Below are 26774 nucleotides of genomic sequence, written 5' to 3'. Positions count from 1 at the left end.
ATAAAATTAAAAATGAATAAAATATACAATCCAAAAGCAGAATCTTGGCCCTCAATTTTAGAGCGTCCTACCAAAACTATTGACGACATTGAAGCCACTGTAAAAGAAATTTTCAATGAAGTTCAAAAGAAAGGTGATACTGCTGTTGCAAAATACACGTCGCTTTTTGATGGTGCAAAAATCGATACCATTGAAGTTTCAAAAGCTGAAATTGATTTAGCAATTGCTTCCGTTTCTCCAGAGTTAAAAGAAGCTATTGAATTAGCCAAATCTAATATTTCAAAATTTCATATTGCTCAAAAAACAGAAAGAGTTGCTGTAGAAACAATCGAAGGGGTTAACTGCTGGCAGGAAAAAAGACCTATTCAAAAGATAGGATTGTATATTCCTGGAGGAACTGCTCCATTATTTTCTACTGTTTTAATGCTTGCTGTTCCTGCAGAAATTGCAGGTTGCAATGAAATTGTTTTATGTTCCCCTCCAGATAAAAACGGAGCTATAAATCCCGCTATTTTGTATGCCGCAAATTTATGTGGTGTGACTAAAATATTAAAAGTAGGCGGAATTCAGGCTATTGCAGGAATGACTTTTGGAACGGAAACAATTCCTAAAGTGTATAAAATTTTTGGTCCTGGAAATCAATTTGTGACTGTGGCTAAACAACTCGCAACTCAGTTTGGAGTAGCAATCGATATGCCAGCCGGTCCATCAGAATTATTAATTGTTGCTGATGATACTGCAGTCCCAGCTTTTGTAGCTTCGGATTTATTGTCTCAAGCAGAACACGGAGCGGACAGTCAGGTAATTTTAGTTTCAACCTCCAAAAAATTAATTGATGCTGTAGAGTCTGAAATCCAAATGCAGATAGAAGCTTTACCAAGAAAAGCCATCGCTGAAAAAGCAATTGCGAATTCAAAGTTAATTTTTGTTGAAAATGATAAAATTGCCTTGGAATTAATCAATGAATACGGACCGGAACACTTTATTATTTGTTCTGAATTTGATGATTTTTACAGCAATGGTGTTCAAAACGCAGGTTCTGTATTCATCGGGAATTATACACCTGAAAGTGCTGGAGATTATGCGTCAGGAACCAATCATACGTTACCAACTAATGGTTATGCCAAGAATTATAGCGGTGTAAATTTAGATAGTTTTACTAAAGCAATGACTTTTCAAAAAATATCTCCAAAAGGCATACAAAACATTGGTAAAGCAATCGAAATCATGGCAGAAGCCGAAGGTTTACAAGCACACAAAAATGCAGTTACATTACGATTAAAAGCGATTGAAGATGGAAAATAATTTTGATATAAATACTATAGTCAGAGAAAACGTAAAGCAATTGAAACCGTATTCTTCCGCACGTGATGAATTTGAGGATTTTGATACTGCAGATATGATTTTCTTGGATGCCAATGAAAATCCGTTTGAAAATGGCGTAAACAGGTATCCGGACCCACAACAAATGAATGTAAAGGAAATTTTGGCAAAACAAAAAAATGTCAAAACGAATCAAATTTTGCTTGGAAACGGAAGTGATGAAGTATTGGATTTGTTATTCAGAGCTTTTTGTGAACCAAAAACGGACAATGTAATTACTTTGCCACCAACCTACGGAATGTATGGCGTTTTGGCTAATATTAACGCAGTAGAAAATAAAGAAGTATTGCTTTCAGAAGACTTTCAACCGCGAATTGAGAAAATCATGGAAGCTGTTGATGAAAACACTAAAATCATCTTTTTGTGTTCTCCAAATAACCCAACCGGGAATTCCTTTTCGGATGAAAGTGTTGCGTATCTTTTACAAAATTTTAAAGGATTAGTAGTAATTGATGAAGCCTATATCGATTTTTCTAAAAAAGAAAGTTGGATTAATGAATTAGATGAGTATCCAAATTTAGTTATTACCCAAACATTATCAAAGGCTTATGGTTTGGCAGGAATTAGATTGGGAATTTGTTATGCATCTGCGGAAGTAATTTCGGTTTTAAATAAAATTAAACCACCGTATAATGTGAATGAATTGACTCAAAAAAGAGCCTTAAAACGACTGGATGATACAGCTAAAATAAAATCTGAAATTGATTCTATTATAAATCAAAGAGACGAATTACTTAAAGTATTACTTAATGTAAATTTTGTCGAAAAAATCTATCCAACAGAAGCAAATTTTATTTTGGTAAAGGTAGATGACGCCAATAAGAGATATGCTGAATTGATTGCAAAAGGAATCGTAATTCGAAACAGAACAACCCAACCTTTATGCGATAATTGTCTGCGCTTAACCGTTGGAACAGAAAAAGAAAACATGAAATTAATTGAGGTGTTAAAACAACTTTAAACCTTAAACTTTAAACTTTTTTTTAATGAAAAAAATACTTTTTATAGATCGTGACGGAACAATGGTTTTGGAACCAAATGATTATCAATTAGACAGTTTCGAAAAATTAGAATTTTATCCAAATGCTTTTCAATATCTTGGTAAAATAGCAAAAGAATTGGATTTTGAACTAGTAATGGTGACCAATCAAGACGGTTTGGGAACAGATTCTCATCCAGAAGCCAATTTCTGGCCGGTTCATAATTTAATCATGAAAGCTTTTGAAAATGAAGGAGTGGTTTTCAAAGAAGTGTTTATCGATAAGACTTTTCCTTACCAAAATGCACCAACTCGCAAACCTGCGACTGGAATGTTGACACAGTATATTGACAATCCAGAATATGATTTAATAAATTCATTCGTAATAGGTGATAGAATAACTGATGTGGAATTAGCAAAAAACTTAGGTTCAAAAGCTATTTTTATTAACAGAGATGAAGCTTTGGGAGGAGATGAAATATCTTCTAAAAGACACGAATTGGATTCGGTTATTTCTTTACAAACTACTGATTGGAAAGCTATTTATGAGTTTTTGAAATTAGAAGAACGTTCGGCTTCAATTGAAAGAAAAACGAATGAAACGGATATTTATATCAACTTAAACCTTGATGGCATCGGGAAAAGTAAAATCGAAACAGGTATTGCTTTTTTTGACCACATGCTCGACCAAATTGCGCGTCACGGACAAATGGACTTGGAAATTCTTGTAAAAGGAGATTTAGAAGTAGATGAACACCATACGATTGAAGATACTGCGATTGCCTTAGGAGAAGTTTTTGCGAAAGCATTAGGGAATAAATTAGGAATAGAACGTTATGGCTTTTGTTTACCAATGGACGATTGTTTAGCACAAGTTGCGATTGATTTTGGAGGTAGAAACTGGCTGGTTTGGGAAACCGAATTCAAACGCGAAATGGTTGGGAAAATGCCAACAGAGATGTTTTATCATTTCTTTAAATCATTCTCAGATGGTGCTAAAGCAAACATTAATATCAAAGCAGAAGGAACTAATGAGCATCATAAGATTGAAGCCATTTTTAAAGCTTTTGCAAAAGCAATAAAAGTAGCCGTAAAACGGGATACGGAAAAAATGATTTTGCCTAGTACGAAAGGGATATTGTAAAATTGTTTAAAGTGTAAAGTTTCAGGTTGACTCGAGCAACTTTAAACTTTAAACATTAAACTTGAAACAAAGATAAAATGAAAATAGTAATTATAAATTACGGCGCAGGAAATATTCAAAGCATCATGTTTGCTATCGAAAGATTGGGATTCAAAGCAGTTTTGAGTAACAATCCTGACGAAATTAAAGCTGCCGATAAAGTTATTTTTCCAGGCGTTGGTGAAGCAAGTTCAGCAATGAAAATGCTTTTAGAAAGCGGTTTGGAAACTTTGATTCCAACTTTGAAACAACCCGTTTTAGGAATTTGTCTGGGTATGCAATTGATGTGCAACAAATCGGAGGAAGGTAATACTAAAGGTTTAGGAATTTTTGATGCAGATGTTGTGAAATTTACTTCAAAAGTCAAAGTGCCACAAATGGGCTGGAATACTATTTATAATCTAAAATCGGATTTATTCAAAGGAATTTCAGAAAACGAATACATGTATTTGGTACATAGTTTTTATGCTCCTCTTTGTGTCGAAACCATTGCCACAACTAATTACGAGCTTGAATATTCCTCTGCATTGGAAAACAATAATTTCTACGGAACACAATTTCACCCGGAAAAAAGTGGCGATATTGGAGAACAAATTTTGGCAAATTTCTTAAAATTAAAGGATTGAAAAATTCAAAGATTGAAAAACTAGGGAATCATAAAATTCTTTAATCAGCAATGTCAATCTTTAAATAATTCAATTTTTAAATCTTTAAATTAAAAATAAATGAGAATAATACCTGCAATAGATATCATAGAAGGAAAATGTGTTCGCTTATCAAAAGGCGATTACAATACCAAAATTATATACAATGAAAATCCGCTTGAAGTGGCAAAATCATTTGAAGCACACGGAATTGAATATTTACATTTGGTTGATTTAGACGGAGCCAAATCGAGCCAAATTGTTAATTATAAAATATTGGAGCAAATTGCAACACAAACCAAATTGAAAATTGATTTTGGCGGTGGATTAAAATCGGATTCCGATTTAAAAATTGCGTTCGAAAGTGGCGCCAATCAAATTACCGGTGGAAGTATTGCCGTTAAAAACAGAGAACTATTCGAAAAATGGATTGCTGAATATGGTTCGGATAAAATTATTTTGGGAGCAGATGCTAATAATGAAAAAGTAGCTGTTTCAGGTTGGTTGGAAGATTCTAACGAAGATTTAATTCCGTTTATACAAGACTACCAAAATAAAGGAATTCAGTATGTAATTTGTACGGATATTGCCAAAGACGGTATGCTTGAAGGGCCATCGTTTGATTTATATGCGAAAATTTTGGCGGAAGCCAACGGCATAAAATTAATTGCTTCTGGAGGAATTTCTACTTTTGACGAGTTGCCAAGACTAGCCGAATTAGGTTGTGAAGGAACAATAATCGGAAAAGCAATTTACGAAGGACGAATTTCATTGAAACAATTGGAAAACTACATATTAAGTATGAATTATTAAGCATTAAATATGAGTGAAGACGTAATAAAAATAAAAAGTTTTTCTTTTGCTATTAGAATTGTTAATTTATATAAAACTTTAAATAGTAGAAGTGAATATGTAATGAGCAAACAAATTTTACGTTCAGGAACTTCTGTAGGTGCAAATATTAGAGAAGCTAAAAATGCAGAAAGTAAAGCTGATTTCATTCATAAAATGGGTATTTCTCAAAAAGAAGCTGACGAAACATTATATTGGCTTGAGCTTTTACAAGCAACAAATTATATTTCAAATGAAGAATTTTTAAGTTTAAATAATGATGGTGTAGAAGTTTTAAAATTAATAAAAAGTATAATTATTACTTCTAAAAACAATATCAAAAAAACTTAATAATTCATCCTTACAATTTAATACTTAATTTAGATGTTAACAAAAAGAATTATTCCCTGTCTCGATATAAAAAACGGAAGAACCGTAAAAGGTGTTAATTTTGTAGACTTGCGTGATGCAGGAGATCCGGTGGAATTAGCCAAAATATATTCGGATGAAGGTGCTGATGAATTGGTTTTTTTGGATATTTCGGCAACGGAAGAAAGAAGAAAAACCTTAGTTGATTTGGTTCGCAAGGTGGCTTCTACAATTAATATTCCGTTTACTGTTGGTGGAGGAATTTCCTCCGTTGAAGATGTAGAAGTTTTATTGCAAAACGGAGCTGACAAAGTTTCTATTAATTCATCAGCAGTGAAAAATCCGCAGCTGATTAATGATTTGGCACAGAAATTTGGAAGTCAATGTGTTGTTGTTGCGATTGATGCCAAACAAATTGATGGCCAATGGATTGTTCATTTGGTGGGTGGAAAAGTACCTACCGAATTAAATTTATTTGATTGGGCAAAAGAAGTCGAAGAACGTGGAGCGGGTGAAATTCTGTTTACATCAATGGATAATGACGGGACTAAAAACGGTTTTGCCAATGAAGCTTTGGCAACACTTTCGGAATTAGTTAATATTCCTATTATTGCTTCTGGCGGTGCGGGAAACATAAAACATTTTGTAGATACTTTTTTATATGGAAAAGCTGACGCAGCATTGGCGGCAAGCGTATTTCATTTTAAAGAAATTGAAATCAAGACATTAAAAACAGCCCTTAAAAAAAACAATATTGAAGTGCGAATTTAAATTAAGGAATAAGTATTAAGTATGAGTTTTTAAGTATTGAGTTACTTATTTACCCATATAGCTTAATACTTAAGACTTACAACTTAATACTTAAAAAACATGAACATAGATTTCTCAAAAAATACAGACGGATTAATTCCAGCCATAATTCAAGACAGCGAAACTAAAACGGTTTTGATGTTGGGTTTCATGAATGCCGAAGCATATCAAAAAACGGTTGATACTAAAAAAGTAACCTTTTATAGTCGCACAAAACAAAGACTTTGGACAAAAGGCGAGGAAAGTGGTAATTTTTTAAATATGATTGACATCAAAAATGACTGTGATAACGATACCTTGTTGATTCAGGTAAAACCAGAAGGACCAACATGTCACAAAGGAACTGATACGTGTTGGGCGGATGAAAATAAAGCTGATTATGGCTTTATTTCGGATTTAGAAGATACAATCCAACTTCGAAGAGAAAATGCTGATTCTGAGAAAAGTTATGTTGCTTCTTTATTTAAATTAGGGATGAACAAAATCGCGCAGAAAGTAGGCGAAGAAGCGATAGAAGTGGTTATTGAAGCAAAAGATGACAACGATGATTTGTTTTTGAGTGAAAGTGCCGATTTGCTTTTTCACTATCTTATTTTACTGCAAGCCAAAGGATTTAAGCTAAATGATGTTGTTGAAGTCTTAAAAAGTCGTCAGAAATAGAAATTTTTTTAAAGATTTTCCATTAATAAAACCCAATAGTAAATGAATATACTATTGGGTTTTCTTTTATTTCAAATGGTAATCCACTATATTTACTATTATTTTAAAATAAGAGTACCACAATGCAAGTGATGAATTTAGATAATACCACATTGATACAAGAACTAAACGATCCAATATTAAATACGGGACTTTATATAATACTTACGACTGACGAAGACGATGCAAGACCTGTTTATATTTCAGGAAATTTCAATAATTGGCGTACTCAGGACAAGGAGTTTATGATGGAGAAAATTGGGAATAACCTATACCATTATAAATTTTTGCATGATTTTGATTATCCTGCCGAGCTTTTGTATAAATTTACTAAAGGCGATTGGAGTGAAGTAGAAATCGACAGTCATGGTAATCGAACCGAAAATCGTTCAACTTTAGCGCATACTGGTATTCAAAAAGAACATGTTGCGAGATGGAGAAAAAATTGGTTGCCATTTAAACAATCTTTTTTGCCACAAGTTCAGTTGATATCGGATGAATTTGAAATCCCGCAACTCAATAAAACAAGAAAGATTTGGGCTTTATTACCACATGATTATGATAATTCAAGTGAAAGTTATCCAGTCATGTATTTGCAGGATGCCCAAAATTTATTTAATGAAAAGGCTGAATTTGGCAATTGGGAAATTGACAAAAAACTGGCGGTTATGTCTGAGTATAAAATTGGGAAAATTATAATTATAGCAATTGAGCACGCTGAAGAAGATCGAATAAAAGAATATAATGTTGGGAAAACAGTATTGGGAAAGGGACAAGGAAAAAAATACATCCGATTTGTGACCGATACATTAAAACCATTTGTTGACAGCAATTTTAGAACTAAAAAAGAACGAGAGTTTACCGGAATAGGAGGGAGCTCGATGGGTGGATTGGTTAGTATTTTTAGTGGATTGCGAAACCCGGAAGTGTATGGGAAATTAATGATTTTTTCACCATCGCTTTGGGTAGTTCCAGAACTGAAAATTGACCCAAAGAAAGCCAATACTGCCGATACTAAAATCTATTTGTATGCCGGTGGCGATGAAAGCAAAACAATGATTGAAGATATAAAAAGTTTTAAAGATAATTTGATTTCAAGTGAATTTGTAAAAGACAAATCAAAAATAAACCTAAGTATTAACAGGCAAGGAAAACATAGTGAAACCTACTGGAGTGATGAATTTCCTAAAGCAATAGAATGGTTATTTTTTAATACAAAAGAGTCATAAAACTCCATTTATAAGGTCTTGAATTAAAAGGGACAAAAAATTAAAAAACAAATGAAAACATATACATTACAAAACGTAACTGATTTTTCAGGAACAATTTTGATTCCGGTTTTTGAAACATACTCAAAAAGTATTGTTCCTATAACTTTTAATGGATTAGAAGTAACATCAAAAGTTTTTTTCGGTAAAAAAGACACGCATTATTTAGCCGAAAAAGATAACAATACATATGTTTTTATAGGCTTGGGAAAAGAGATAGATTATAAATCATTGAAAACTACTTTTCGCCGTATTTCATCGAAACAAAAAGAAAATTTCAGTTTAAATGTTGCTTTAGTTATTCCAGAACAATTCACTCAGGATCATGTTGAAGCTATGATTTCGGGTTTGCTTTTAGGAACGTATGATTTAGGTCATTTTAAATCGGATAAAAATGTGCATCCTTTTTTAGAACCAGATTTTAGCTTGAATTTAGTTTCAGAAAAAGATTATTTGGCTACAGCAAAAAAAGGAATTAAAATTGCCAAAGCGCAATTAGCAACTTATAATTTGGTCGATTTACCGCCCAATACTGTTAATCCAAAATATCTCGCAAATTGGGCAAAAGAAACTGGAGAAAAATATGGCTTTGATGTAGAAGTTCTTGGTTATGAAGCTTCAAAAATTGCAGGTCTTGGCGCATTTTTAGCAGTTGGAAAAGGAAGTGAAAATGAGCCTCAATTTATCATTATGAATTACACTCCTACAACCGAAGTGGAACACCTAAAACATGTTGGTTTAGTTGGGAAAGGAATCACCTTTGATACTGGAGGATTAAATATAAAAACATCCGGAATGCTTCATATGAAGTGTGATATGGCTGGTGGTGGTGCTGTTTTTGGGGCTATGCAATTGATTGCTGATCTGCAATTGCCCGTAAAAGTAACTGCAATTGTCCCTTGTGCTGAAAATTCTGTTGATGCTAAATCATTTTTACCAAGTGATGTGATTCATAGTTATAGCGGACATTCGATTGAAATCATCGATACAGATGCTGAAGGAAGACTCATTTTAGCAGATGGATTATCGTATTTAATTAAAAATTTCCAACCGGAATATATTGTGGATATCGCCACACTAACCGGAAGCAGCGTTGGTACTTTTGGTTATGAATGTGGTGCTTTGTTTACCAAGAATACAGAAATGGCTAAAAAACTACAAGAAAATGGCGATGCAATAGGAGAGCGTTTGTGGCCTTTACCGCTTTGGGACGCTTATAAATCAGATATTGAAAGTGATATTGCTGATGTAAAAAATTATAGTGGAAAACCAGTTGCAGGAGCAATAAGTGCCGCTAAATTTTTAGAATATTTCACCCAAGAGCATAAAGCTTGGGCTCATCTTGATGTCGCAGGTGTAGCATTTGGCGATGATGAATTTGCTAAAAGTAAGCATGCTACAGGATATGGAGTTCATTTATTAACTAAATTCATTGAAAATTTATAACGTATGGAAAACTCTAAAACCTTCCTTTGTATTTCAAATTATTTCAAGGGTGCCGATTTTTTAATTAATTTAAAAAAGTTAGGCAACAAAGTCTATTTAGTGACAAGCGAAAAACTGAGAGACAAACCATGGCCACATCAACATATTGATGAGATTTTTTTTATGGAAGGCCAAGATGTCGATTGGAATTTAGAACATTTGCTGTTAGGTGTGGGTAATTTTATGAAGTCGACTAAAATTGATTCCATTGTAGCACTAGATGATTATGATGTTGAAAAAGCTACTTATCTAAGGGAAAATCTCCGTATTGACGGAATGGGACAAACTACGGGACGTTATTTTAGAGATAAACTAGCCATGCGAATGAGAGCCAAAAGTTGTGGAATTCCTATTCCTGCTTTTTGTTCGTTATTTAACGATCATGACATCAATACTTTTGCAGATACAATTCCAGCTCCGTGGGTTTTGAAACCACGTTCAGAAGCTTCGGCTGCAGGAATTATAAAAGTATATGAGAAAGAGAGTTTGTGGATTCAGATTAATGAAATGGGTAATAACAGATTCAAATATTTATTAGAACAATTCAAACCTGGCGATGTGTATCATTGCGATAGTTTGATTTCTGATAGCAAAGTAATCTTTAGTTTAACTTCGAAATATTTAGCCACACCAATGGAAATTTCACAAGGTGGTGGTGTTTTCCGTTCTGCAAATATTAAATACAATTCAGAAGATGATAAAGCCATAAAAAAATTAAATGAGCAAGTGATGAAAGGCTTCGGACTGAAACATGGGGCTGCTCATACAGAATTTATAAAAAGTAATGAAGATGGTCAAATTTATTTTCTAGAAACTTCTTCAAGAGTAGGAGGAGCACATTTGGCAGAAATGGTAGCTGAAGCTTCTAATATCAATTTATGGAAAGAATGGGCTGCTATTGAAGATGCATTGGCTAAAGGAACCAAATATGTTTTACCAAAAGTCAAAAAAGAATATGCAGGGATTGTTCTAACATTGTCAAAATTCCAGCATCCTAATTTATCTTCGTTTTCAGATCCTGAAGTTTGCTTTAAAGTTCCACTAGAATATCATGCGGGTCTTATTGTAAAATCAGATAAACAAGAAAGAGTTTTAGAATTATTGGAGGATTATGGCAATCGCTTAGCTATTGATTTTACTGCTGTAGTAGAACAAAGTAGAGTGACTAACCTGCATTAATCATTGGCTTAAAATCTATAAAAAAAGCGACTATCTCATGAAGAATAGTCGCTTTTTTATTATACTTTACTTAAAGTTGAACTGAACTGATTTTTATATCTTCGTAGAAAATTTAAAAATTAAACAGATTTTTATACTGCCAATTCCACATGAAAAAAGCACTTTTTATTTTTAGTTTTTTGGCCTTTATTGGTTGTAAAACGCAGTATACAAAACCAACTATTATAACTGAAAAATGTATTCAAAATAAGTTCTTCACGGTTGCTTTTGGTTCTTGCGACGACCAGAAAATTAAGAATGAGCTTTGGCCAGTGATAGATGAAAATCATCCGTCTGTATGGATTTGGGGAGGTGATAATGTGTATTCGGATACTGAGGATATGCAGTTTCTTAAAAAAAATTATGAAATTCAGAAACAAGATTCAGATTATCTCAAGTTCATTAAAGACAAAATTATATTAGGAACATGGGATGATCATGATTATGGAGCGAATGACGGCGGGGAAGAATATCCTTTTAAAAGAAAAAGCCAGCAGTTATTACTGGATTTTTTAGATACTTCAAAGAATACTCCTGAGCGAAAAAGAGATGGTGTTTATACAGCCAAAACTATTGCCGTAAATGGAAATAAAGTCAAAATAATTGTATTGGATTCCCGTTTTTTTAGAACTAAGCTAGCGAAAGCCAACGATTCTAAAAAACGTTTTCAACCCAATAAATACGGTGAAGGAACGGTGTTAGGAAATGCACAATGGAAATGGTTGGAAAAAGAACTTCAAAATTCTGATGCACAATTTAATGTAATCGTCAGCAGTATTCAATTTCTATCAGATAAACATGGTTTTGAAGCTTGGGGAAATTTCCCTCATGAAATAGAAAAACTAGAAAAATTAATTGTTTCTTCAAAAGCAAAAGGTACTTTTATAATCTCTGGAGACCGCCATATTGCTACTTTTTCTTCAAAAAATGTTACTGGATTATCCTATCCTTTAGTAGATTTTACTTCAAGCGGATTAACGCATACTTACGCTTCCTTTTCAGGTGAAGAAAATCCTTATGTGAAAGGACAAGTAATTAAAGATATTAATTTTGGTTTATTAAAATTTGATTTTGAAAACAATAAGGTAATCATGCAAATTAGAGGGAAAAATAATAAGCTGTTGCAAGAATATGTTCAAATCTATCCTAGAAAATAAATTTCAGGAAGTTTATTTCTAAATTTTAAAGTTTATTTTTGTCAAAAGCACATTCACTATGAAAAAACAATTCTGTCTTATTTTTATCTCTTTTGTTATTTTTAATGGAGCAAAAGCGCAAGGACTTTTAGAAAAAAAAGAGGAAATATTCACCAGACAAGATACTTTGCGTGGCAGCATCACTAAAGAAAGAATGTGGTGGGATGTAAAAAACTACCATCTTGATATAAAAGTAAGTCCTGCTGATAGCACAATTTCAGGCTCAAATACAATAAAATATCAAGTTGTTCAGGAATACTATAGGATGCAAATTGATTTGCAAAATCCAATGCAAATTTATAAAGTCATTCAAGATGGTAAGGTTTTAAAATACAGCAGAGAAGGAAATGCTTTTTTTGTCGAATTAATTGCTCCACAAACCAAAGGTGCGGTAAAAGAACTGACAGTATTTTACGGAGGCAAGCCAAAAGTTGCTGTAAATCCGCCTTGGGACGGAGGAATTACTTGGAAGAAAGACAAAAACGGTAACCCTTTTATTGCATCTTCATGTCAAGGATTGGGAGCCAGTGTTTGGTGGCCAAACAAAGATCACATGTATGACGAAGTGGAAAATATGTTGATTAGTGTCAATGTTCCTAAAAATTTAACAAATGTTTCCAATGGACGTTTACTAAGTGAAAAGCAATTAAAGGATGGTACTAAAACCTACAATTGGTATGTTTCTAATCCAATCAATAATTATGGAGTAAACATAAACATAGGGGATTATGTTTCGTTTTCAGAAAAGTATAAAGGAGAAAAAGGAGATTTAGATTGTACCTATTACGTTTTGCGAGACAATTTGGCGAAAGCTAAAAAACAATTTCAAGATGTTCCAAGGATGCTAAAAGCTTTTGAACACTGGTTCGGTCCATATCCATTTTATGAAGACAGTTATAAATTAGTTGAAGCTCCATATTTGGGAATGGAACATCAAAGTTCAGTGACCTATGGAAATAAATTTCAAAACGGATATTTAGGACGCGATTTGAGTGGTACGGGCTGGGGATTAAAATTTGATTTTATTATTATTCATGAATCTGGACATGAGTGGTTCGCCAATAATATCACGTATAAAGATATTGCTGATATGTGGATTCATGAGAGTTTTACCAACTATTCTGAAAGTCTTTTTGTAGAATATTACTATGGAAAAGAAGCTGGATATGAATATGTTCTGGGAACCAGAAAAGGAATAAAAAATGACAAACCAATTATAGGAAATTATGATGTTAACAACGAAGGTTCTGGTGATATGTATCCAAAAGGAGGGAACATGTTACATAATTTACGCCAAATTGTAAATAATGATGAAAAATGGAGAGGCATATTAAGAGGCTTAAACAGTACTTTTTATCACCAAACAGTTACTACAAAACAAATTGAAGATTATTTAAGCCAACAAGTTGGAATTGATTTGTCTACCGTTTTTAATCAGTATTTAAGAGATACACGAATTCCTACCTTAGAATATTTTTTAAAGGACAATCAGTTGGGCTATCGATGGACAAATTGCGTTGCTGGATTTAATATGCCAGTGAAAGTAATGCTGAATGGAAAAGAAGAATTGCTGCAACCTGAGACAGAATGGAAAAATCTTCCATCAAATAATGAAAATTCAAAACTGGAAATAGATAAAAACTTTTATGTAGCTAGTTTTAATGTTACGGAGTAAATTAAAGAATAAATTATAAAAAAAGGGATACTTACTGTATCCCTTTTTTTATTCTATTTTTCTAAAAATATTTAAATTAAATTTTTCTTAATGTAATTAAAACTTGTTGCAGCAGATTCTATTGGATTTGGTTTATAGTTGGATTCGTGTTCCAAAAAGAAACGTTTCATTCCAGATAGTTTAGCTTCTGCAAAAATCGATTTGAAATCAATAGTTCCCGTTCCTATTTCAGCATTCCAATCTGGATTTCCTTTATCCATATCTTTTACGTGCCACATTGTGAAACGTCCTGGATATTTTTTGAATAATTGTAATGGATCATTTCCTGAACGAACTACCCAATATAAATCCAATTCAAAATCAACTAAATTTTTATCAGTTTCATTTAATAAAATCTCATATCCATTGGTTGAACCAAATTTTGTGAATTCAAAATCATGATTGTGATATGCTAATTTTAAGCCGCCAGCTTTACAAAGTTCACCCACTTTATTAATTTGTACTGCTAATTTTTTGTAGGCATCACCGGTAGTTCCTCTCAATTCTGAAACTATATAAGGTACTGTTACGTACTCGCTACCTAATATATTAGCAGTTTCTATGTAATTTTGAACTAAATCCGTCGAACCATCTTTGATCATCGAATTAAAATCAAAATGATTACTTGTGGCTTTTAAATCATTATCATCCAATATCATTTTAAAATCACGAACTGAGGTTCCAAAAAAACCTTTGTCGGCTGAGTAACCAAAAGTTTCAACTTCACAAAATCCAGCTTTACCAACTTGGGACAAAACTCCTTTGACATCTTTTGGTAATGTATCGCGTAGCGTCCATAACTGAATTCCGATAGCTTTCTTTTTTGATTCAAAAGCAAATGTAGGGGCAATGGCTAATGCGCCTAATGCTAAACCAGTATTTATTAAAAATTCTCTTCTTTTAATCATGGGTTATTTTTTAGATTAGTTAAATATCACAAATTGCAATGGCCTGTTTCAATGAAGCTAGTTTGTCTGGGTTTTTAGGAATAAATTCTTGTCCTACAAAACCTTTAAAACCAGTTTTTGCAATTGCTTTCATTATTGCTTCGTAATTTAATTCTTGTGTATTATCAATTTCATTTCGTCCCGGAACACCGGCAGTATGAAAATGTGCAATATATTGATGATTGTCTCTTATGTTTCTAATCACATCACCTTCATCAATTTGCATGTGATAAATATCATAAAGAAGTTTAAAGTTCTCGGAGTTTAAACGTTTTGCTAATTCTACTCCCCATGATGTTCGGTCACATTGGTAATCTTTATGGTCAATTTTACTGTTTAACAATTCCATCACTAAAATCACATTATGCTTTTCAGCCAGTGGAAGTAGTTTCTGTAAACCAACAACGCAATTATCCCAACCTTGCTCATCTGTTTTTCCTCTTCGGCTACCGCTAAAGCAAATTAGATTTTTATAACCGGCTTTAGCCACTAACGGAATCATTTCAGTATAGTTTTTTAATAGCGTTTCATGAAACTTAATATCATTGAAACCATCCACTAAATTAATCTCTGCACCATTACACATAGTAGAAACTAAGTCATATTTTTTCAGTGTAGGCCAATCTTTTGGGCCAACTAAATCAATACCTGTAATCCCTATTTTTTTAGCCTCTATACAAAGCGTGTCCAAATCAAGACTATCAAAACACCAGCGAGAAACGGAGTGATTTATATTTCCTTTCAACGTACCTAATTGTGTTTCTGTAGTATTCATTGGCATAGCCAAAAGAGAAAATCCAGAAGGAATTCCCATAGCGGCTGTTCCGGCTAATATTCCTTTTATGGCAGATCTTCTATTTAAATTAGTGCTCATTTTTTATTTTTTATACAGCAGAAGAAGTATCTTCAACTTTGTTTTTTTCATTGAATAAAAGTGCAAAAAGAAGGAATACTGCTAAAGCAATACCGGCAGGAATTATCCAAACCATTTCCCAATTTATAGCGCCGTCTAACATTTTATAATTGTCTGTTATCCAACCTGCAACTGCAAAACCAATCAACATACCAACTCCGTAAGTAGCCAGTGTGATTAGACCTTGAGCAGCACTTTTATATTTTTCTCCTGCTTTTGAATTGGTATAAATTTGACCCGAAACAAAAAAGAAATCGTAACAAATACCATGTAAAGCAATACCTACAATAAGCATAAAACTTAAATCATCACCATTACCATACGCAAATAAAACATAACGTATTGCCCATGCTAACATTCCTACCAAGATGGTTTTCTTGAAACCAAAACGGGTAAAAAACACAGGAATCAATAATAAAAATAAGGCTTCAGATATTTGACCGATTGCCATTTTTCCTGTAGGATTTTCGACGCCTGCTTCTGTTAAAAATGGATGTGCATTTTGATAATAAAAGGCTAGAGGAATACAAATAAGAATAGACGATATAAAAAAGATGGCGAAGTTTTTATCTTTCAATAACTTTAAAGCATCAAGACCAATAATATCTCCTATTTTAATTTTTTCGTCACTTACTTTTGGTGGTGTTTTTGGTAAAGAAAAACTGAATATACCTAAAACTAAAGCGGCTATTCCTGCTAAAAGAAACGTATTTTTAAGAAATCCTTGAGAAATTGCTTCTGCAGTATCCCAATGAAAAATAAAACTAATAGACAATCCTGCTAAAATCCAGCCAATTGTTCCCCAAACTCTAATATTTGCAAACTCTTTCTCCGGATCTTTCATTTGATTAAAAGAAACTGAATTTACTAATGCTAATGTTGGCATATATAAAATCATGTAACTTAGAACGTAGGTATAAAACATCCCAACCTCTTCTGACTGATACATTTGATACATTAAAAATGCCCCGATAAGATGAAGTATTCCTAAAATTTTCTCTGCATTAAAATAACGGTCAGCGATCAATCCTATAATAAAAGGTGCAATAATTGCTCCCCATGATTGTGTAGAAAAAATTGCGGCAGTTTCTGATCCAGATGCTTTTAGATTATTCCCCAGAAAAGTACCAAGGGTTACAAACCATGCTCCCCAGATAAAAAATTCTAGGAACATCATTATGGATAATTTAATTCGGATGGTGCTATTCATTGGTTTTTTGGTTTTTATTTTTTTGGTTTTGGTTAATTTTTAATGTTAAACAGTCTGTTACATACCCGCTTCACATCCAGTTGTAATTTTCATAGAATTCCATTCTTTTATCTGAATGTTTCTGAACCATACATTATCTCCGTGATCTTGTAGTGCTATTTTCCCTTTTTTGAATGCTGCAAAACCTGGCCAAGTAGCAAATTTACTTCCTGCTACCAAAGTTTTAAAATTAGCATCCCAAAGTGTAGTTTCAACTACTTTAACTCCATTCAATAACATTGTCAGTTTTCCGAATTTACATACAATATCAACAGAATTCCATTCTCCAACGGGTTTAACAGGCTCCGAAGTACTTTTGATTAAATCATATAAATCACCAGCTCTGTGTTTTTCAATTTTAGCATCGGGATGACCATTATTATCCAATACTTGCATTTCTAATCCTGTTTCATAGGTGTTTTTGAACTTTGTCAAATCCTCATTCACATAAAAAATAATACCGCTATTGGCATTTAATGCGACTTTCCATTCTAATTTTAAATGAAAATTCTCGTATTCTACATCAGTTACTAAATCGCCTCCTTGTCCATTTTGTGCAGCAGTAGGATCAAAATGCAATACACCATCTTCAACTTTCCAACCTGAACCAGCAGTTTTTTTTCCGTAAGTATGCCATCCTGTTGTAGATTGTCCATCAAATATTGATTTAAATCCTTTTGCTATTGGAGCTTGTTGTGCATTTGCGGTTTGAATCATTATCATAACAATTAATGAAGTACAAATATTTTTAATCATTTTTAATTTTTTGAATTAATAATTAATCTTGTTTATAAAGTTAAAGCTTTCCAACCTTGACGATAATCACGTTTTACAAATTGATTAACTTCATCAAAATTGGTAATTTTCATAGCATCATTATCCCATAATAATTTTGCAGAACGTCCTGGATACACTTCTTCTCCAAGCTCTTCTCTCATCACATCGTAACCTCTGATTGCAAGATTTGCCATCAATAAAGCTTCAGTTAATGGTCCGGCAATTTCAAAAGGAGAACTTAATTCTTTTTTTCCGTAACCTGCAATTGCGGCTTCAACCCATTGTCTGTAATGACCTTCGGAGCCATCCTTTACTCTGCTATATTTTTGAGCAACATTGAGATTTTCATTTTTACTAAGAGGAAGTAAACGAGGATTTAAACCATACGTATCACACATCATTTTTCCTTTAGTTCCAGTGAATAAAGTTCCATTTCCACCATCGCCAAAAATTTCATTAGGTCCTAATTCAGAAGGTCTTTCAGGTTGAATTCCTCCATCCATCCAGTGTACTGCAATGTCACCATTCGTTTTTTCCGTTTTTGGAAAAGTTAAGGTTACGTGACTTGAAGGAGGACAACTTTCAGGGAAATAACCTCTTTGAAATTCATCTACATAAACAGAACCAACACTACATTGAACATCTTTTGCATATTTTAAGTTTAATACACTAAAAGGAGCTTCCAATAAATGGCAACCCATATCTCCTAATGCACCAGTACCATAATCCCACCAACCGCGCCAGTTGAATGGTACTAATTTGTTTACGTATTCTTTGTAAGGAGCAGTTCCTAACCAAAGATCCCAATCTAATTCTTTTGGAATGTCAGCTTTATTGGCAGACCAAGGAATACCTTGAGGCCAAACTGGTCTGTCTGTCCAAGCATGAATCGTGTGAACATCTCCAATTAAACCAGCTTCATACCATTCTTTCATTATTCTCGTACCATCATTTGAGGCACCTTGATTTCCCATTTGGGTTACCACTTTATATTTTTTAGCAGCTTGAGTCAAAATACGTGCTTCGTACATATCATGTGCCATAGGTTTTTGAACATAAACATGTTTGCCTAATTGCATTGCAGCTAGTGCTTGTATAGCATGATTATGATCTGGAGTAGAAACAGAAACTGCATCGAAATTTTTATGTTCTTTGTCTAACATTTCACGCCAGTCCTTATAGAATTTAGCTTTAGGAAATGCATTTACACTTGCAGCGGCTCTTCTAGTATCAACATCACATAAAAATGAAATATCAGCTCTTCCGCTACTGGCAAACATAGCAATATCAGATTTTCCTTTTCCACCAACACCGATACTTGCTATTGATAAACGATCACTTGGTGCAACAAATCCTCTTCCTAAAACATGACGTGGAACAATCATAAAAGCTGCAGCAGCTATAGCCGTAGTTTTTATAAAATCACGACGGTTATTTATGATTTTATTCTCTTCTTCTTTTTGTTTCATTTATTTTTAATACGGTTATGTTAATAGTAATAAAATAGTCTTATAAATGAAGTGCTTTTCAATATTCTAAAATTATTATAGAATATTGAAAAGCACTATAGAATTATTTTTTTAAGGATAAAATATATTTAGCCATTGACTTTGCATCGTCCTTTTTTAGAGATGCATGGGCTGCCATTGGTATTGTTCCCCAAACTCCAGATCCTCCTTTTATTATTTTACCGGATAAATAAGCAACATTTTTTTCATTAAAAGGATATTTTTTTGCAATATCTAAATAGGAGGGACCGATAAGTTTCTTGTCTAATTTATGACATCCAACACAATCAGATTTAGCAATTAATTTTTCACCATCAGATGTTTGAAAAATGGCATTCGTTTTTTTAGTAGCCGCCTTACTATATTTTGTGTCTAAATTATCATTAGAAAATGAGGTTAAGCTAATTAAAGCAACCCCAAAAAGCAAATATTTTAATTTCATTTTCATTTCAATTTAAGTTTTATAATCCTAAGTTTTTTCTATTAAAAGCTTTATTTGTTTCCACAGCAGCAAAATCATCAAATGCTTTGTCTGTAACTTTTATAATATGATTTTTTATAAATTCAGCACCTTCGCGTGCTCCATCTTCTTGATTTTTTATGCAACATTCCCATTCCATAACTGCCCAACCTTTGAAATCATATTGTGCCAGCTTGCTAAAAATAGTTTTAAAATCAATTTGGCCATCTCCAGGTGAACGATAACGTCCCGCACGGTTTACCCAACTTTGATATCCTCCAAAAGTTCCTTGCTTTCCTGTAGGGTTAAACTCGGCATCCTTTACGTGAAAAGCTTTAATCCTTTCATGATAAAAATCAATGTATTGAATGTAATCTAACTGTTGCAATACAAAATGTGACGGATCATACAGCAAACAAGCTCTGGAATGGTTATTTACAGCCTTCAAAAACATTTCATAGGTTTCTCCATCAAACAAATCTTCTCCTGGATGAATTTCATAGCAAAGATCAATCCCATTTTGATCAAACTCATTTAAAATTGGCAACCAACGTTTTGCTAATTCAGCAAAACCGTCTTCAACTAAGCCGGGAGGTCTTTGTGGCCAAGGGTGAAAATATTGCCAAAGCAAAGATCCGCTAAAAGTTGCATGAGCATTTAAACCTAAATTTTGTGATGCTTTTGCAGCATATTTCAATTGTTGAACAGCCCATTCTTGTCTGGCTTTAGAATTACCATGTACATTTACCGGAGCAAAAGCGTCAAAAAAGTCATCATAAGCCGGATGAACTGCAACTAACTGACCTTGTAAATGCGTTGATAATTCCGTGATTTCTAATCCGTAAGAAGTAATTGTACCTTTAAGTTCATCGGCATACGTTTTACTTTCTGCAGCCTTTTGCAAATCAATGAATCGAGTATCTAATGTTGGCATTTGAATACCTTTAAAACCTAAATCAGCGGCCCATTTACATATTCCATCTAAGGAATTAAAAGGAGCTTCGTTACTGATAAATTGGGCTAAAAATACTGCAGGACCTTGTATTGTTGTCATATTATATTTTGTCTAAAACTTTTATGAATTCCTTTTTATTACAAAACGTAAGGAGTCCATTTTTTATCAGATTGTGATGATGCTACTACGTTGTCTATAAATGCCATTCCTCTTAATCCATCTTCAACAGAAGGGAAATCTAACATTTCAGGGGTAGGTTCTGTACCATCTAATTTACAGCCCAGTGTTAATGCAAAGTTGCGATAAATATTAGCAAATGCTTCTAAATAACCTTCTGGATGTCCGCCGGGAGTACGACAATTATGGGTTGCAAATGAAGATAAATGAGATCCATAATTAGATCCCGCTCTTAAAATTTGTGCAGGTTCATCTAACCACCTAACCATTAAAGTATTTGGGTCGTGTTGGAACCATTCGATTCCACCTTTTTCACCATAAACTCTAATTTTTAAAGCATTTTCTTCTCCAGCAGCTACTTGCGATGCAATTAAAACTCCTTTTGCACCATTATCAAACTTCAATAATACTGCACCATCATCATCCATTACACGACCTTCGACTAATGTGTTCAATTCAGCACAGACATCTGTAATTTTAGCACCCGTAATATATTCAGCTAGATGTGATGCATGTGTTCCAATGTCACCCATTACAGAACTTTTTCCTGATTTTGTTGGATCTGTTCTCCAAGCAGCTTGTGCATTCCCCTCTCTTTCAGACAGTTTACTTAACCATCCTTGAGGATATTCTACTAAAACTTTTCTAATCTTACCTAGTTTTCCTTCTCTGATCATTGCTTTCGCTTGTTTGACCATTGGATAGCCTGAATAGGTATGTGTTAAACAAAGTATTAATCCAGTCTCTTCTACTTTTTGTTTCAATAGTTTTGCTTCTTCCAATGAAAAAGTCATTGGTTTTTCAATTACTACATTAAAACCATGCTCCAAAGCCATCATTGCAGGTGCAAAATGTGCAAAATTTGGAGTAACAATAGTAACAAAATCTATTCTTTCGTCAGCAGGTAAAGCTGCTTCAGCTTTAATCATTTCGTCATACGTTAAGTACGTCCTTGATTCTGGAAGAAACAAGGCTTTACCAGATGCAATTGCGGTTTCTGGCCTTATACTTAATGCACCACAACTTAATTCAATTAGTCCATCCATATTGGCGGCTAATCGGTGAATTGCGCCTATAAATGCATCTTGGCCACCACCGACCATACCCATTCTTAATTTTCTCATAATGATGAACCTAAATATTTCCTTTTTTTAATTCTTTTACTGCATAATCGCAAGCACGAGCCGTTAAAGCCATAAATGTTAATGATGGATTTTGACAAGCGATAGAAGGCATACAAGAACCATCGGTAACAAATACATTACTAACTTCATGCATTTGATTCCATTTATTTAAAACTGAATCTTTAGGGTCATTACCCATTCTCGCAGTACCCATTTCGTGTATAGCCATTCCAGGGTAACAATCGTTATCGTATGTTTTTACATTTTTGATTCCTGACGCTTCAAGCATTTCGGCAGCATCATTCATCATGTCCTCACGCATTTTTGCTTCATTTTCTTTGTATTCACAATCAATAGCCAAAACAGGTTGTCCCCATTTGTCTTTTTTGTTGTGATCAATGTAGACTTTGTTTTCGTAATAAGGTAACATTTCACCAAAACCACCTAATCCCATACTCCAGGAATCAGCAGGTAAAGACATAGTATCTTTGAAATCACCACCAAAAGCCAATTCAGCAACTTCCTTATGCCATAATCCTCTGCTGGCGCCACCTTGATATCCAAAACCTCTTAAATAGTCTCTTTTATCATTTCCAACATTTTGGTACCTCGGAATATAAATTCCATTGGCTCTTCTACCGTACGTATATTTATCCTCAAAACCTTCAGCACTTCCTTCGGCACCACAACGGAAATGATGATCCATTAAATTATGTCCTAATTGTCCACTAGCATTACCCATTCCATTTGGATGAGCCTCAGAAGTAGAATTCAATAAAATGAATGTTGATCCTAAAGTTGAACCATTTACAAAAACAATTTTTGCATAAAACTCCATTGTTTCATTTGTTTCTGCATCAATTACCATCACCCCTTTTGCTTTTTTGGTGTCTTTATCATAAATAATATGATTTACAATAGAGTAGGGTCTAACCGTTAATCTATTAGTAGCCATAGCAGCAGGTAATGTAGATGATTGTGTTGAGAAATAAGCTCCAAACGGACAACCACGACTACATAAATTTCTATATTGACAACTACCACGTCCTTTGTGAGGTACAGTTAAGTTAGCCGTACGGCCAATAGTCAGGATACGTGTTTTGTTATAATGTTTTTCAAGTCTTTCTTTAACTGATTTTTCTACACAATTTAAATCCATTGGAGGTAAAAATTTACCATCCGGCAAAAGAGGCCAGTTTTCAGCTTGCCCACTGATTCCAGCAAATTTTTCGACATAATCATACCATTTGGTTAGATCTTTATAGCGAATAGGCCAGTCATTTCCATGCCCATCTTTGGCATTATCTTCAAAATTATGATCGCTGAAACGGTAACTTTGTCGACCCCACATTAAAGATTTTCCTCCAACATGAAATCCTCTGTACCAATCAAAACGTTTGTCTTCTGTATACGGGCATTCCAAGTCATTAACCCACCATTTTTCGGTAGCTTCATTATATGGATAATCCCGAGTTTGTACTGGATGTGTTCTTTTTTGTTCTTCGGTCATTTTTCCGGCATGCTCAAATTCCCAAGGAGCTTTCATTGCAGATTCATAATCTGTAATGTGTTCAATATTCATTCCGCGTTCTAACATCAAAACTTTTAAACCTTTTTCGGTAAGTTCTTTTGCAGCCCAACCACCACTAATTCCTGATCCTACTACAATAGCATCGTATGTATTTTCCGCTTTTAAATTGGTATTTATATTCACGTCTAGTTTTTTTATTTAATTAAATAGTTTAAAACAAAAGATCCAATAACAATTAGTTGGTAGCCCAAGCTTTTTGTCCAGGTTTGTATTCAGCACTTCCATCGTATCTACCAGGAACAGGAAGATATTCACGTGCTTGTGTACATCCTATTTCTGAAGAGTAATAACCCAGAAGGGTCAAATCTCTTGCGATCAAAAAGAAAGAAGGTGCTTTTTGATTTGCAATTGTTTCGTCTCTTAAAGCTCCCATCAATTTCTGACGTTCTTCTATTGACATTGCCAAGAAATCTTTATTGAAATCTTTCAAACATTTTGCCTGCATATCTTTCATTCCAGAAGCAAAAATCTCTTGCATTTGTGCTGGATAACAATCTTTAATCATCATAGGAATAAAAGCGCCAAGTCCTGCGGCTTTAGCTCCTGGTGAAGATGCTGTCGTCGGTATAATGATATCGGCAAATTCAGCTAAAACTTCCTCATCCGAAGCAGAAAAAAATACTCGATTCTTCTCTTTTTCAGGCAAAGTAAAACTTTCAAATAAAACGCCCATAGTAGTTGCTGAGATTGCGCTTCCCATCAAAAACGCAACGCTTTTAAGTGCTTCTCTTCTATTCATTTGTTAATTATTAAAATTGTTTACTATTCTTAAATTATTATAACCTTACAATAATAAAGAAAAAAAAAACAGCTTAATTTTTTTTATGTTAATTTATTGAATAATTCCATTTTTTTCAAATTATTAAGGGAATCACATAAAAAAATTCATTAAACACTATCTCAAATCTATTAAAACAAGAAAAAAAATATGTTTTAAAAAATTCAGTGTACTTAAAAATCTGTTTTACTGGGGTTTTTAGTTTAATTTAGTAAGTTATAACTTATTAAATTTAAATAAATTTCCATTTTAAAGAACTTCAATGCGTTAAAATGACATTATCACCAAAAAATAAACTTAAAAGTAAATTTTAAATAGTGTGCATAATTATACACTACAATTAAGAATTGAATTACTTATTTGAAACGGAATAAAAGTAAAAAATGGAATGAAAATAGTGTTGAGAGGTAACTACGTTTAAAACTTGATTTAATAAAAAGATCTATCTTTCAAATAATCCAAGCGTCCCGCCAACCCAATCTTTGTCTTTATTGAATTTTACGCCTATCATTTCTCCACGACTCAATCGAACTAAATTGCAAAGTAGAGTAGGTGCAACGTCGTCTTTTTTCCAAACACAAAGCACACGCACTTCGGCTTTTACTTTTCCATCAGGAGATTGCACAATAGGAAGATAGTTTACCTTTTTTTGAAGAATATAAAGTTCTTTTTCGACAACTGCTTCAATATCCTCTTTTGTTACATGAAAAATAACTCCAGTTCCTGAGAAGGAAAAGAGTGGCTTTAGAACATAATTTTCTAAATCCTGCGGTATTTCTTTGAGGTCACTTAATAGAGTTGTTTCAATAAAATAATTACCTTTTAGGAAAGGTAAGATAAATTTACTGATTCGAAAAAACCAATTGGGATGTCCTGCCCATTCTACATCAAGTTCATCAGAGAAATGAAAGTTTAATTTTAAATCGGTTCGCAAATCCAATTCATCAAAAATAACCCTGTTATAGATTCTTTTTACTCGGATTTCATCACCTTTTTCGTTTTTATAGAACAGTTGTTTGCCTTTCTTTATGAGTTCAGTAACGCAAACTATGGGTATACCAATATCTCTTCTGCAATAATAAAAATCAATCTTGGTATTTTGTTTTTCAGGTTCTATTTCAAGTAGAATAACATTCTCTTTTGGATGGTTATTGCAAATTGCATCCTCTAAAATATCAAGATATTCCTGCGGTTCAATGTTATTGATAAATGGTGTTAACTCACCAAGGAAAGGGTAGTGATTCTTGAATTTTTCATACAAATTAATCTGATAGTTATACAATGAAGGAAATCCTTGCACTTCAATTAATTTGGGAATAATTACTCCGTCTTCTTCACAAATTCCAAAATCAATTGCTAAAAAAGTACTATGTTTATCCTCATTTGGAACTTTATGATTAAGTTCTAATGATTTATCTGTAAGCGATTTAAAGTATTCTTTCTGAATGAAAGCTACAACTTCATTACAGCCTTCAATCAATTGTGCTTTTAGCTCATTCGAAATAAAAAAAGGAGTTTCACCTAATCTAAAAGTAGGCATATAATTAAAATCGGAAGCAATATCATCTTTAAATTTCTGATATTTTTTTTCTGTAAATTGAGCATTAAATAACTCCCGATATTTTGAAATCATCTTTAAATGAATTTATTAATTAGAAAGTATTTTCTTAGTTTTCATCAAGTCATTGATAGCAGTTCTTAGAAAATTTGGAATCAAGGTTTCATTAGTTCTGTATATTTTATCATCATCTAATAGATCTTCCAGCATGTTTCTAAACTTTCTTTTCCCTTTCATAGCCCTAATTTTTTCTTTTGCCTGTTTGTTTCTCAAATGAGAGACAAAGCTTATAGGATCTGCTTCGGGATGAAATTGTGTACCTACAAAATAGTCCGTAAAACGAACCGCCATAATAGCACGCTCGTATTGAACATGGTCTCTAATTTTTTCCAGTGAAATAATTTTAGCTCCTTTTTTGGCAAAAACACTAAGTTTTGGCTGTACAACTTGATAATCTCTGGAATCTATTGCGTAAAAAGGATCCGCTAGCCCTTCAAATAAAGGGTCTGTAACTCCTTCTTTGGTTTTATGAATGGTCATTACACCAAAAGAAGTATCATTTCTTCTAGTTACTGTTGCCAACCCAAAATGCAAGCAAGCCATTTGAAAAGAGTGGCAAATAAACAGTACGTGTTTTTTAATTACATTTTCACTATTCCATTTATTCAACGAATCAATAAAAGCATAATATTTCACATCCCAATTTCCATCACCAATCAAAGGATTTCCCGGACCTCCGGTTGAAATATAAATATCAAATTCTTTAATATCCGGCAATTCACATTTTACCCTAACATCGAATATTTCAAAACTAACTACTGGACTAAACCTGTTTACAACATCAATTATACAACGCATCCCCTGGTTAGGTTCCCCTTTGTACATATCTAAAAGCGCTATTTTTATAATTTTATTCGACATAACTATTTTTAAAAAACAATGCGCAAAGATAATTTAT

25 protein-coding genes are annotated in these 26774 nt (G+C 33.3%); 13 read left to right on the top strand and 12 right to left on the bottom strand.

Annotated features, from left to right (window positions below):
- The first annotated feature begins 12 nt into the window (after window positions 1-12).
- The 13 genes from hisD to ACXX80_RS12765 all read left to right on the top strand — a co-directional run bounded on the left by hisD (window position 13) and on the right by ACXX80_RS12765 (window position 13740).
- Window positions 13-1305, top strand: coding sequence for a histidinol dehydrogenase (hisD, locus tag ACXX80_RS12825; RefSeq protein ID WP_458553538.1), 1293 nt, complete (start codon window positions 13-15; stop codon window positions 1303-1305).
- Window positions 1295-2344 (top strand): histidinol-phosphate transaminase, encoded by a 1050-nt coding sequence (gene hisC, locus ACXX80_RS12820; RefSeq protein WP_458553537.1) that lies wholly within the window; start codon window positions 1295-1297, stop codon window positions 2342-2344. The genes hisD and hisC overlap by 11 nt, the downstream gene beginning before the upstream one ends.
- A 25-nt stretch (window positions 2345-2369) precedes the next feature.
- Entirely contained in the window at window positions 2370-3506 is a 1137-nt protein-coding gene (hisB, locus tag ACXX80_RS12815) for a bifunctional histidinol-phosphatase/imidazoleglycerol-phosphate dehydratase HisB (RefSeq protein WP_458553536.1), read from the top strand.
- A gap of 77 nt (window positions 3507-3583) precedes the next feature.
- Complete coding sequence (hisH, locus tag ACXX80_RS12810; RefSeq protein ID WP_458553535.1) at window positions 3584-4171, top strand: imidazole glycerol phosphate synthase subunit HisH; 588 nt, start codon at window positions 3584-3586, stop codon at window positions 4169-4171.
- 99 nt (window positions 4172-4270) lie between these two features.
- Complete coding sequence (hisA, locus tag ACXX80_RS12805; protein ID WP_458553534.1) at window positions 4271-5002, top strand: 1-(5-phosphoribosyl)-5-[(5-phosphoribosylamino)methylideneamino]imidazole-4-carboxamide isomerase; 732 nt, start codon at window positions 4271-4273, stop codon at window positions 5000-5002.
- A gap of 9 nt (window positions 5003-5011) precedes the next feature.
- Window positions 5012-5371, top strand: coding sequence for a four helix bundle protein (locus ACXX80_RS12800; protein WP_458553533.1), 360 nt, complete (start codon window positions 5012-5014; stop codon window positions 5369-5371).
- A gap of 33 nt (window positions 5372-5404) precedes the next feature.
- Window positions 5405-6160: an imidazole glycerol phosphate synthase subunit HisF gene (gene hisF, locus ACXX80_RS12795; protein ID WP_458553532.1), complete on the top strand. Its 756-nt coding sequence runs from the start codon at window positions 5405-5407 to the stop codon at window positions 6158-6160.
- A gap of 99 nt (window positions 6161-6259) precedes the next feature.
- Window positions 6260-6859 carry a bifunctional phosphoribosyl-AMP cyclohydrolase/phosphoribosyl-ATP diphosphatase HisIE gene (hisIE, locus tag ACXX80_RS12790; protein WP_458553531.1) on the top strand — a complete coding sequence of 200 codons (600 nt, stop codon included), beginning with the start codon at window positions 6260-6262 and terminating at the stop codon, window positions 6857-6859.
- 131 nt (window positions 6860-6990) lie between these two features.
- The gene (locus ACXX80_RS12785) at window positions 6991-8127 is read left to right on the top strand and encodes an alpha/beta hydrolase (RefSeq protein ID WP_458553530.1); all 1137 of its coding nucleotides are present in this window, start codon (window positions 6991-6993) and stop codon (window positions 8125-8127) included.
- A gap of 51 nt (window positions 8128-8178) precedes the next feature.
- On the top strand, window positions 8179-9612 hold the full coding sequence (locus ACXX80_RS12780) for a leucyl aminopeptidase family protein (RefSeq protein WP_458553529.1): 1434 nt from the start codon (window positions 8179-8181) through the stop codon (window positions 9610-9612).
- Window positions 9613-9615: 3 nt separating this feature from the next.
- On the top strand, window positions 9616-10830 hold the full coding sequence (locus ACXX80_RS12775; protein WP_458553528.1) for an ATP-grasp domain-containing protein: 1215 nt from the start codon (window positions 9616-9618) through the stop codon (window positions 10828-10830).
- 149 nt (window positions 10831-10979) lie between these two features.
- Entirely contained in the window at window positions 10980-12026 is a 1047-nt protein-coding gene (locus tag ACXX80_RS12770) for an alkaline phosphatase D family protein (RefSeq protein ID WP_458553527.1), read from the top strand.
- Between the two features lie 58 nt (window positions 12027-12084).
- Complete coding sequence (locus ACXX80_RS12765; RefSeq protein ID WP_458553526.1) at window positions 12085-13740, top strand: M1 family metallopeptidase; 1656 nt, start codon at window positions 12085-12087, stop codon at window positions 13738-13740.
- 71 nt (window positions 13741-13811) lie between these two features.
- Here the strand turns inward: ACXX80_RS12765 and ACXX80_RS12760 are convergent, their stop codons facing one another.
- From ACXX80_RS12760 to ACXX80_RS12705, 12 genes are all read right to left on the bottom strand, one after another.
- Complete coding sequence (locus ACXX80_RS12760) at window positions 13812-14687, bottom strand: sugar phosphate isomerase/epimerase family protein (protein ID WP_458553525.1); 876 nt, start codon at window positions 14685-14687, stop codon at window positions 13812-13814.
- Window positions 14688-14706: 19 nt separating this feature from the next.
- Window positions 14707-15600 (bottom strand): hydroxypyruvate isomerase family protein, encoded by an 894-nt coding sequence (locus tag ACXX80_RS12755; protein ID WP_458553524.1) that lies wholly within the window; start codon window positions 15598-15600, stop codon window positions 14707-14709.
- A gap of 10 nt (window positions 15601-15610) precedes the next feature.
- Window positions 15611-16849 carry a nucleoside permease gene (locus ACXX80_RS12750; protein WP_458553523.1) on the bottom strand — a complete coding sequence of 413 codons (1239 nt, stop codon included), beginning with the start codon at window positions 16847-16849 and terminating at the stop codon, window positions 15611-15613.
- Between the two features lie 57 nt (window positions 16850-16906).
- Entirely contained in the window at window positions 16907-17644 is a 738-nt protein-coding gene (locus tag ACXX80_RS12745; RefSeq protein ID WP_458553522.1) for a 3-keto-disaccharide hydrolase, read from the bottom strand.
- Between the two features lie 32 nt (window positions 17645-17676).
- Window positions 17677-19134, bottom strand: a complete 1458-nt coding sequence (locus ACXX80_RS12740) for a Gfo/Idh/MocA family protein (protein ID WP_417953625.1) — start codon at window positions 19132-19134, stop codon at window positions 17677-17679.
- A 103-nt stretch (window positions 19135-19237) separates the two neighbouring features.
- Window positions 19238-19621: a c-type cytochrome gene (locus tag ACXX80_RS12735; protein WP_458553521.1), complete on the bottom strand. Its 384-nt coding sequence runs from the start codon at window positions 19619-19621 to the stop codon at window positions 19238-19240.
- 13 nt (window positions 19622-19634) lie between these two features.
- Window positions 19635-20687, bottom strand: a complete 1053-nt coding sequence (locus ACXX80_RS12730) for a sugar phosphate isomerase/epimerase family protein (protein WP_458553520.1) — start codon at window positions 20685-20687, stop codon at window positions 19635-19637.
- A 38-nt stretch (window positions 20688-20725) separates the two neighbouring features.
- Window positions 20726-21889 carry a Gfo/Idh/MocA family protein gene (locus ACXX80_RS12725; protein ID WP_458553519.1) on the bottom strand — a complete coding sequence of 388 codons (1164 nt, stop codon included), beginning with the start codon at window positions 21887-21889 and terminating at the stop codon, window positions 20726-20728.
- A 10-nt stretch (window positions 21890-21899) separates the two neighbouring features.
- Window positions 21900-23603, bottom strand: coding sequence for a GMC oxidoreductase (locus tag ACXX80_RS12720; RefSeq protein WP_458553518.1), 1704 nt, complete (start codon window positions 23601-23603; stop codon window positions 21900-21902).
- A 52-nt stretch (window positions 23604-23655) separates the two neighbouring features.
- Complete coding sequence (locus ACXX80_RS12715; protein WP_315209880.1) at window positions 23656-24219, bottom strand: gluconate 2-dehydrogenase subunit 3 family protein; 564 nt, start codon at window positions 24217-24219, stop codon at window positions 23656-23658.
- Between the two features lie 481 nt (window positions 24220-24700).
- On the bottom strand, window positions 24701-25891 hold the full coding sequence (locus tag ACXX80_RS12710) for an ATP-grasp domain-containing protein (RefSeq protein ID WP_458553517.1): 1191 nt from the start codon (window positions 25889-25891) through the stop codon (window positions 24701-24703).
- A 15-nt stretch (window positions 25892-25906) separates the two neighbouring features.
- Entirely contained in the window at window positions 25907-26737 is an 831-nt protein-coding gene (locus ACXX80_RS12705; RefSeq protein WP_458553516.1) for a type 1 glutamine amidotransferase, read from the bottom strand.
- Window positions 26738-26774 lie beyond the last annotated feature (37 nt).

The organism is Flavobacterium sp. GNP002 (assembly GCF_054343795.1).
This window is presented reverse-complemented; position numbering and strand designations above follow the sequence as displayed.

Excerpts from the sequence above, each read along its gene's own strand:
- hisD (WP_458553538.1), top strand. The coding sequence starts at position 13 with ATGAATAAAATATACAATCCAAAAGCAGAATCTTGGCCCTCAATTTTA.
- hisC (WP_458553537.1), top strand. The coding sequence starts at position 1,295 with ATGGAAAATAATTTTGATATAAATACTATAGTCAGAGAAAACGTAAAG.
- hisB (WP_458553536.1), top strand. The coding sequence starts at position 2,370 with ATGAAAAAAATACTTTTTATAGATCGTGACGGAACAATGGTTTTGGAA.
- hisH (WP_458553535.1), top strand. The coding sequence starts at position 3,584 with ATGAAAATAGTAATTATAAATTACGGCGCAGGAAATATTCAAAGCATC.
- hisA (WP_458553534.1), top strand. The coding sequence starts at position 4,271 with ATGAGAATAATACCTGCAATAGATATCATAGAAGGAAAATGTGTTCGC.
- ACXX80_RS12800 (WP_458553533.1), top strand. The coding sequence starts at position 5,012 with ATGAGTGAAGACGTAATAAAAATAAAAAGTTTTTCTTTTGCTATTAGA.
- hisF (WP_458553532.1), top strand. The coding sequence starts at position 5,405 with ATGTTAACAAAAAGAATTATTCCCTGTCTCGATATAAAAAACGGAAGA.
- hisIE (WP_458553531.1), top strand. The coding sequence starts at position 6,260 with ATGAACATAGATTTCTCAAAAAATACAGACGGATTAATTCCAGCCATA.
- ACXX80_RS12785 (WP_458553530.1), top strand. The coding sequence starts at position 6,991 with ATGAATTTAGATAATACCACATTGATACAAGAACTAAACGATCCAATA.
- ACXX80_RS12780 (WP_458553529.1), top strand. The coding sequence starts at position 8,179 with ATGAAAACATATACATTACAAAACGTAACTGATTTTTCAGGAACAATT.
- ACXX80_RS12775 (WP_458553528.1), top strand. The coding sequence starts at position 9,616 with ATGGAAAACTCTAAAACCTTCCTTTGTATTTCAAATTATTTCAAGGGT.
- ACXX80_RS12770 (WP_458553527.1), top strand. The coding sequence starts at position 10,980 with ATGAAAAAAGCACTTTTTATTTTTAGTTTTTTGGCCTTTATTGGTTGT.
- ACXX80_RS12765 (WP_458553526.1), top strand. The coding sequence starts at position 12,085 with ATGAAAAAACAATTCTGTCTTATTTTTATCTCTTTTGTTATTTTTAAT.
- ACXX80_RS12760 (WP_458553525.1), bottom strand. The coding sequence starts at position 14,687 with ATGATTAAAAGAAGAGAATTTTTAATAAATACTGGTTTAGCATTAGGC.
- ACXX80_RS12755 (WP_458553524.1), bottom strand. The coding sequence starts at position 15,600 with ATGAGCACTAATTTAAATAGAAGATCTGCCATAAAAGGAATATTAGCC.
- ACXX80_RS12750 (WP_458553523.1), bottom strand. The coding sequence starts at position 16,849 with ATGAATAGCACCATCCGAATTAAATTATCCATAATGATGTTCCTAGAA.
- ACXX80_RS12745 (WP_458553522.1), bottom strand. The coding sequence starts at position 17,644 with ATGATTAAAAATATTTGTACTTCATTAATTGTTATGATAATGATTCAA.
- ACXX80_RS12740 (WP_417953625.1), bottom strand. The coding sequence starts at position 19,134 with ATGAAACAAAAAGAAGAAGAGAATAAAATCATAAATAACCGTCGTGAT.
- ACXX80_RS12735 (WP_458553521.1), bottom strand. The coding sequence starts at position 19,621 with ATGAAAATGAAATTAAAATATTTGCTTTTTGGGGTTGCTTTAATTAGC.
- ACXX80_RS12730 (WP_458553520.1), bottom strand. The coding sequence starts at position 20,687 with ATGACAACAATACAAGGTCCTGCAGTATTTTTAGCCCAATTTATCAGT.
- ACXX80_RS12725 (WP_458553519.1), bottom strand. The coding sequence starts at position 21,889 with ATGAGAAAATTAAGAATGGGTATGGTCGGTGGTGGCCAAGATGCATTT.
- ACXX80_RS12715 (WP_315209880.1), bottom strand. The coding sequence starts at position 24,219 with ATGAATAGAAGAGAAGCACTTAAAAGCGTTGCGTTTTTGATGGGAAGC.
- ACXX80_RS12710 (WP_458553517.1), bottom strand. The coding sequence starts at position 25,891 with ATGATTTCAAAATATCGGGAGTTATTTAATGCTCAATTTACAGAAAAA.
- ACXX80_RS12705 (WP_458553516.1), bottom strand. The coding sequence starts at position 26,737 with ATGTCGAATAAAATTATAAAAATAGCGCTTTTAGATATGTACAAAGGG.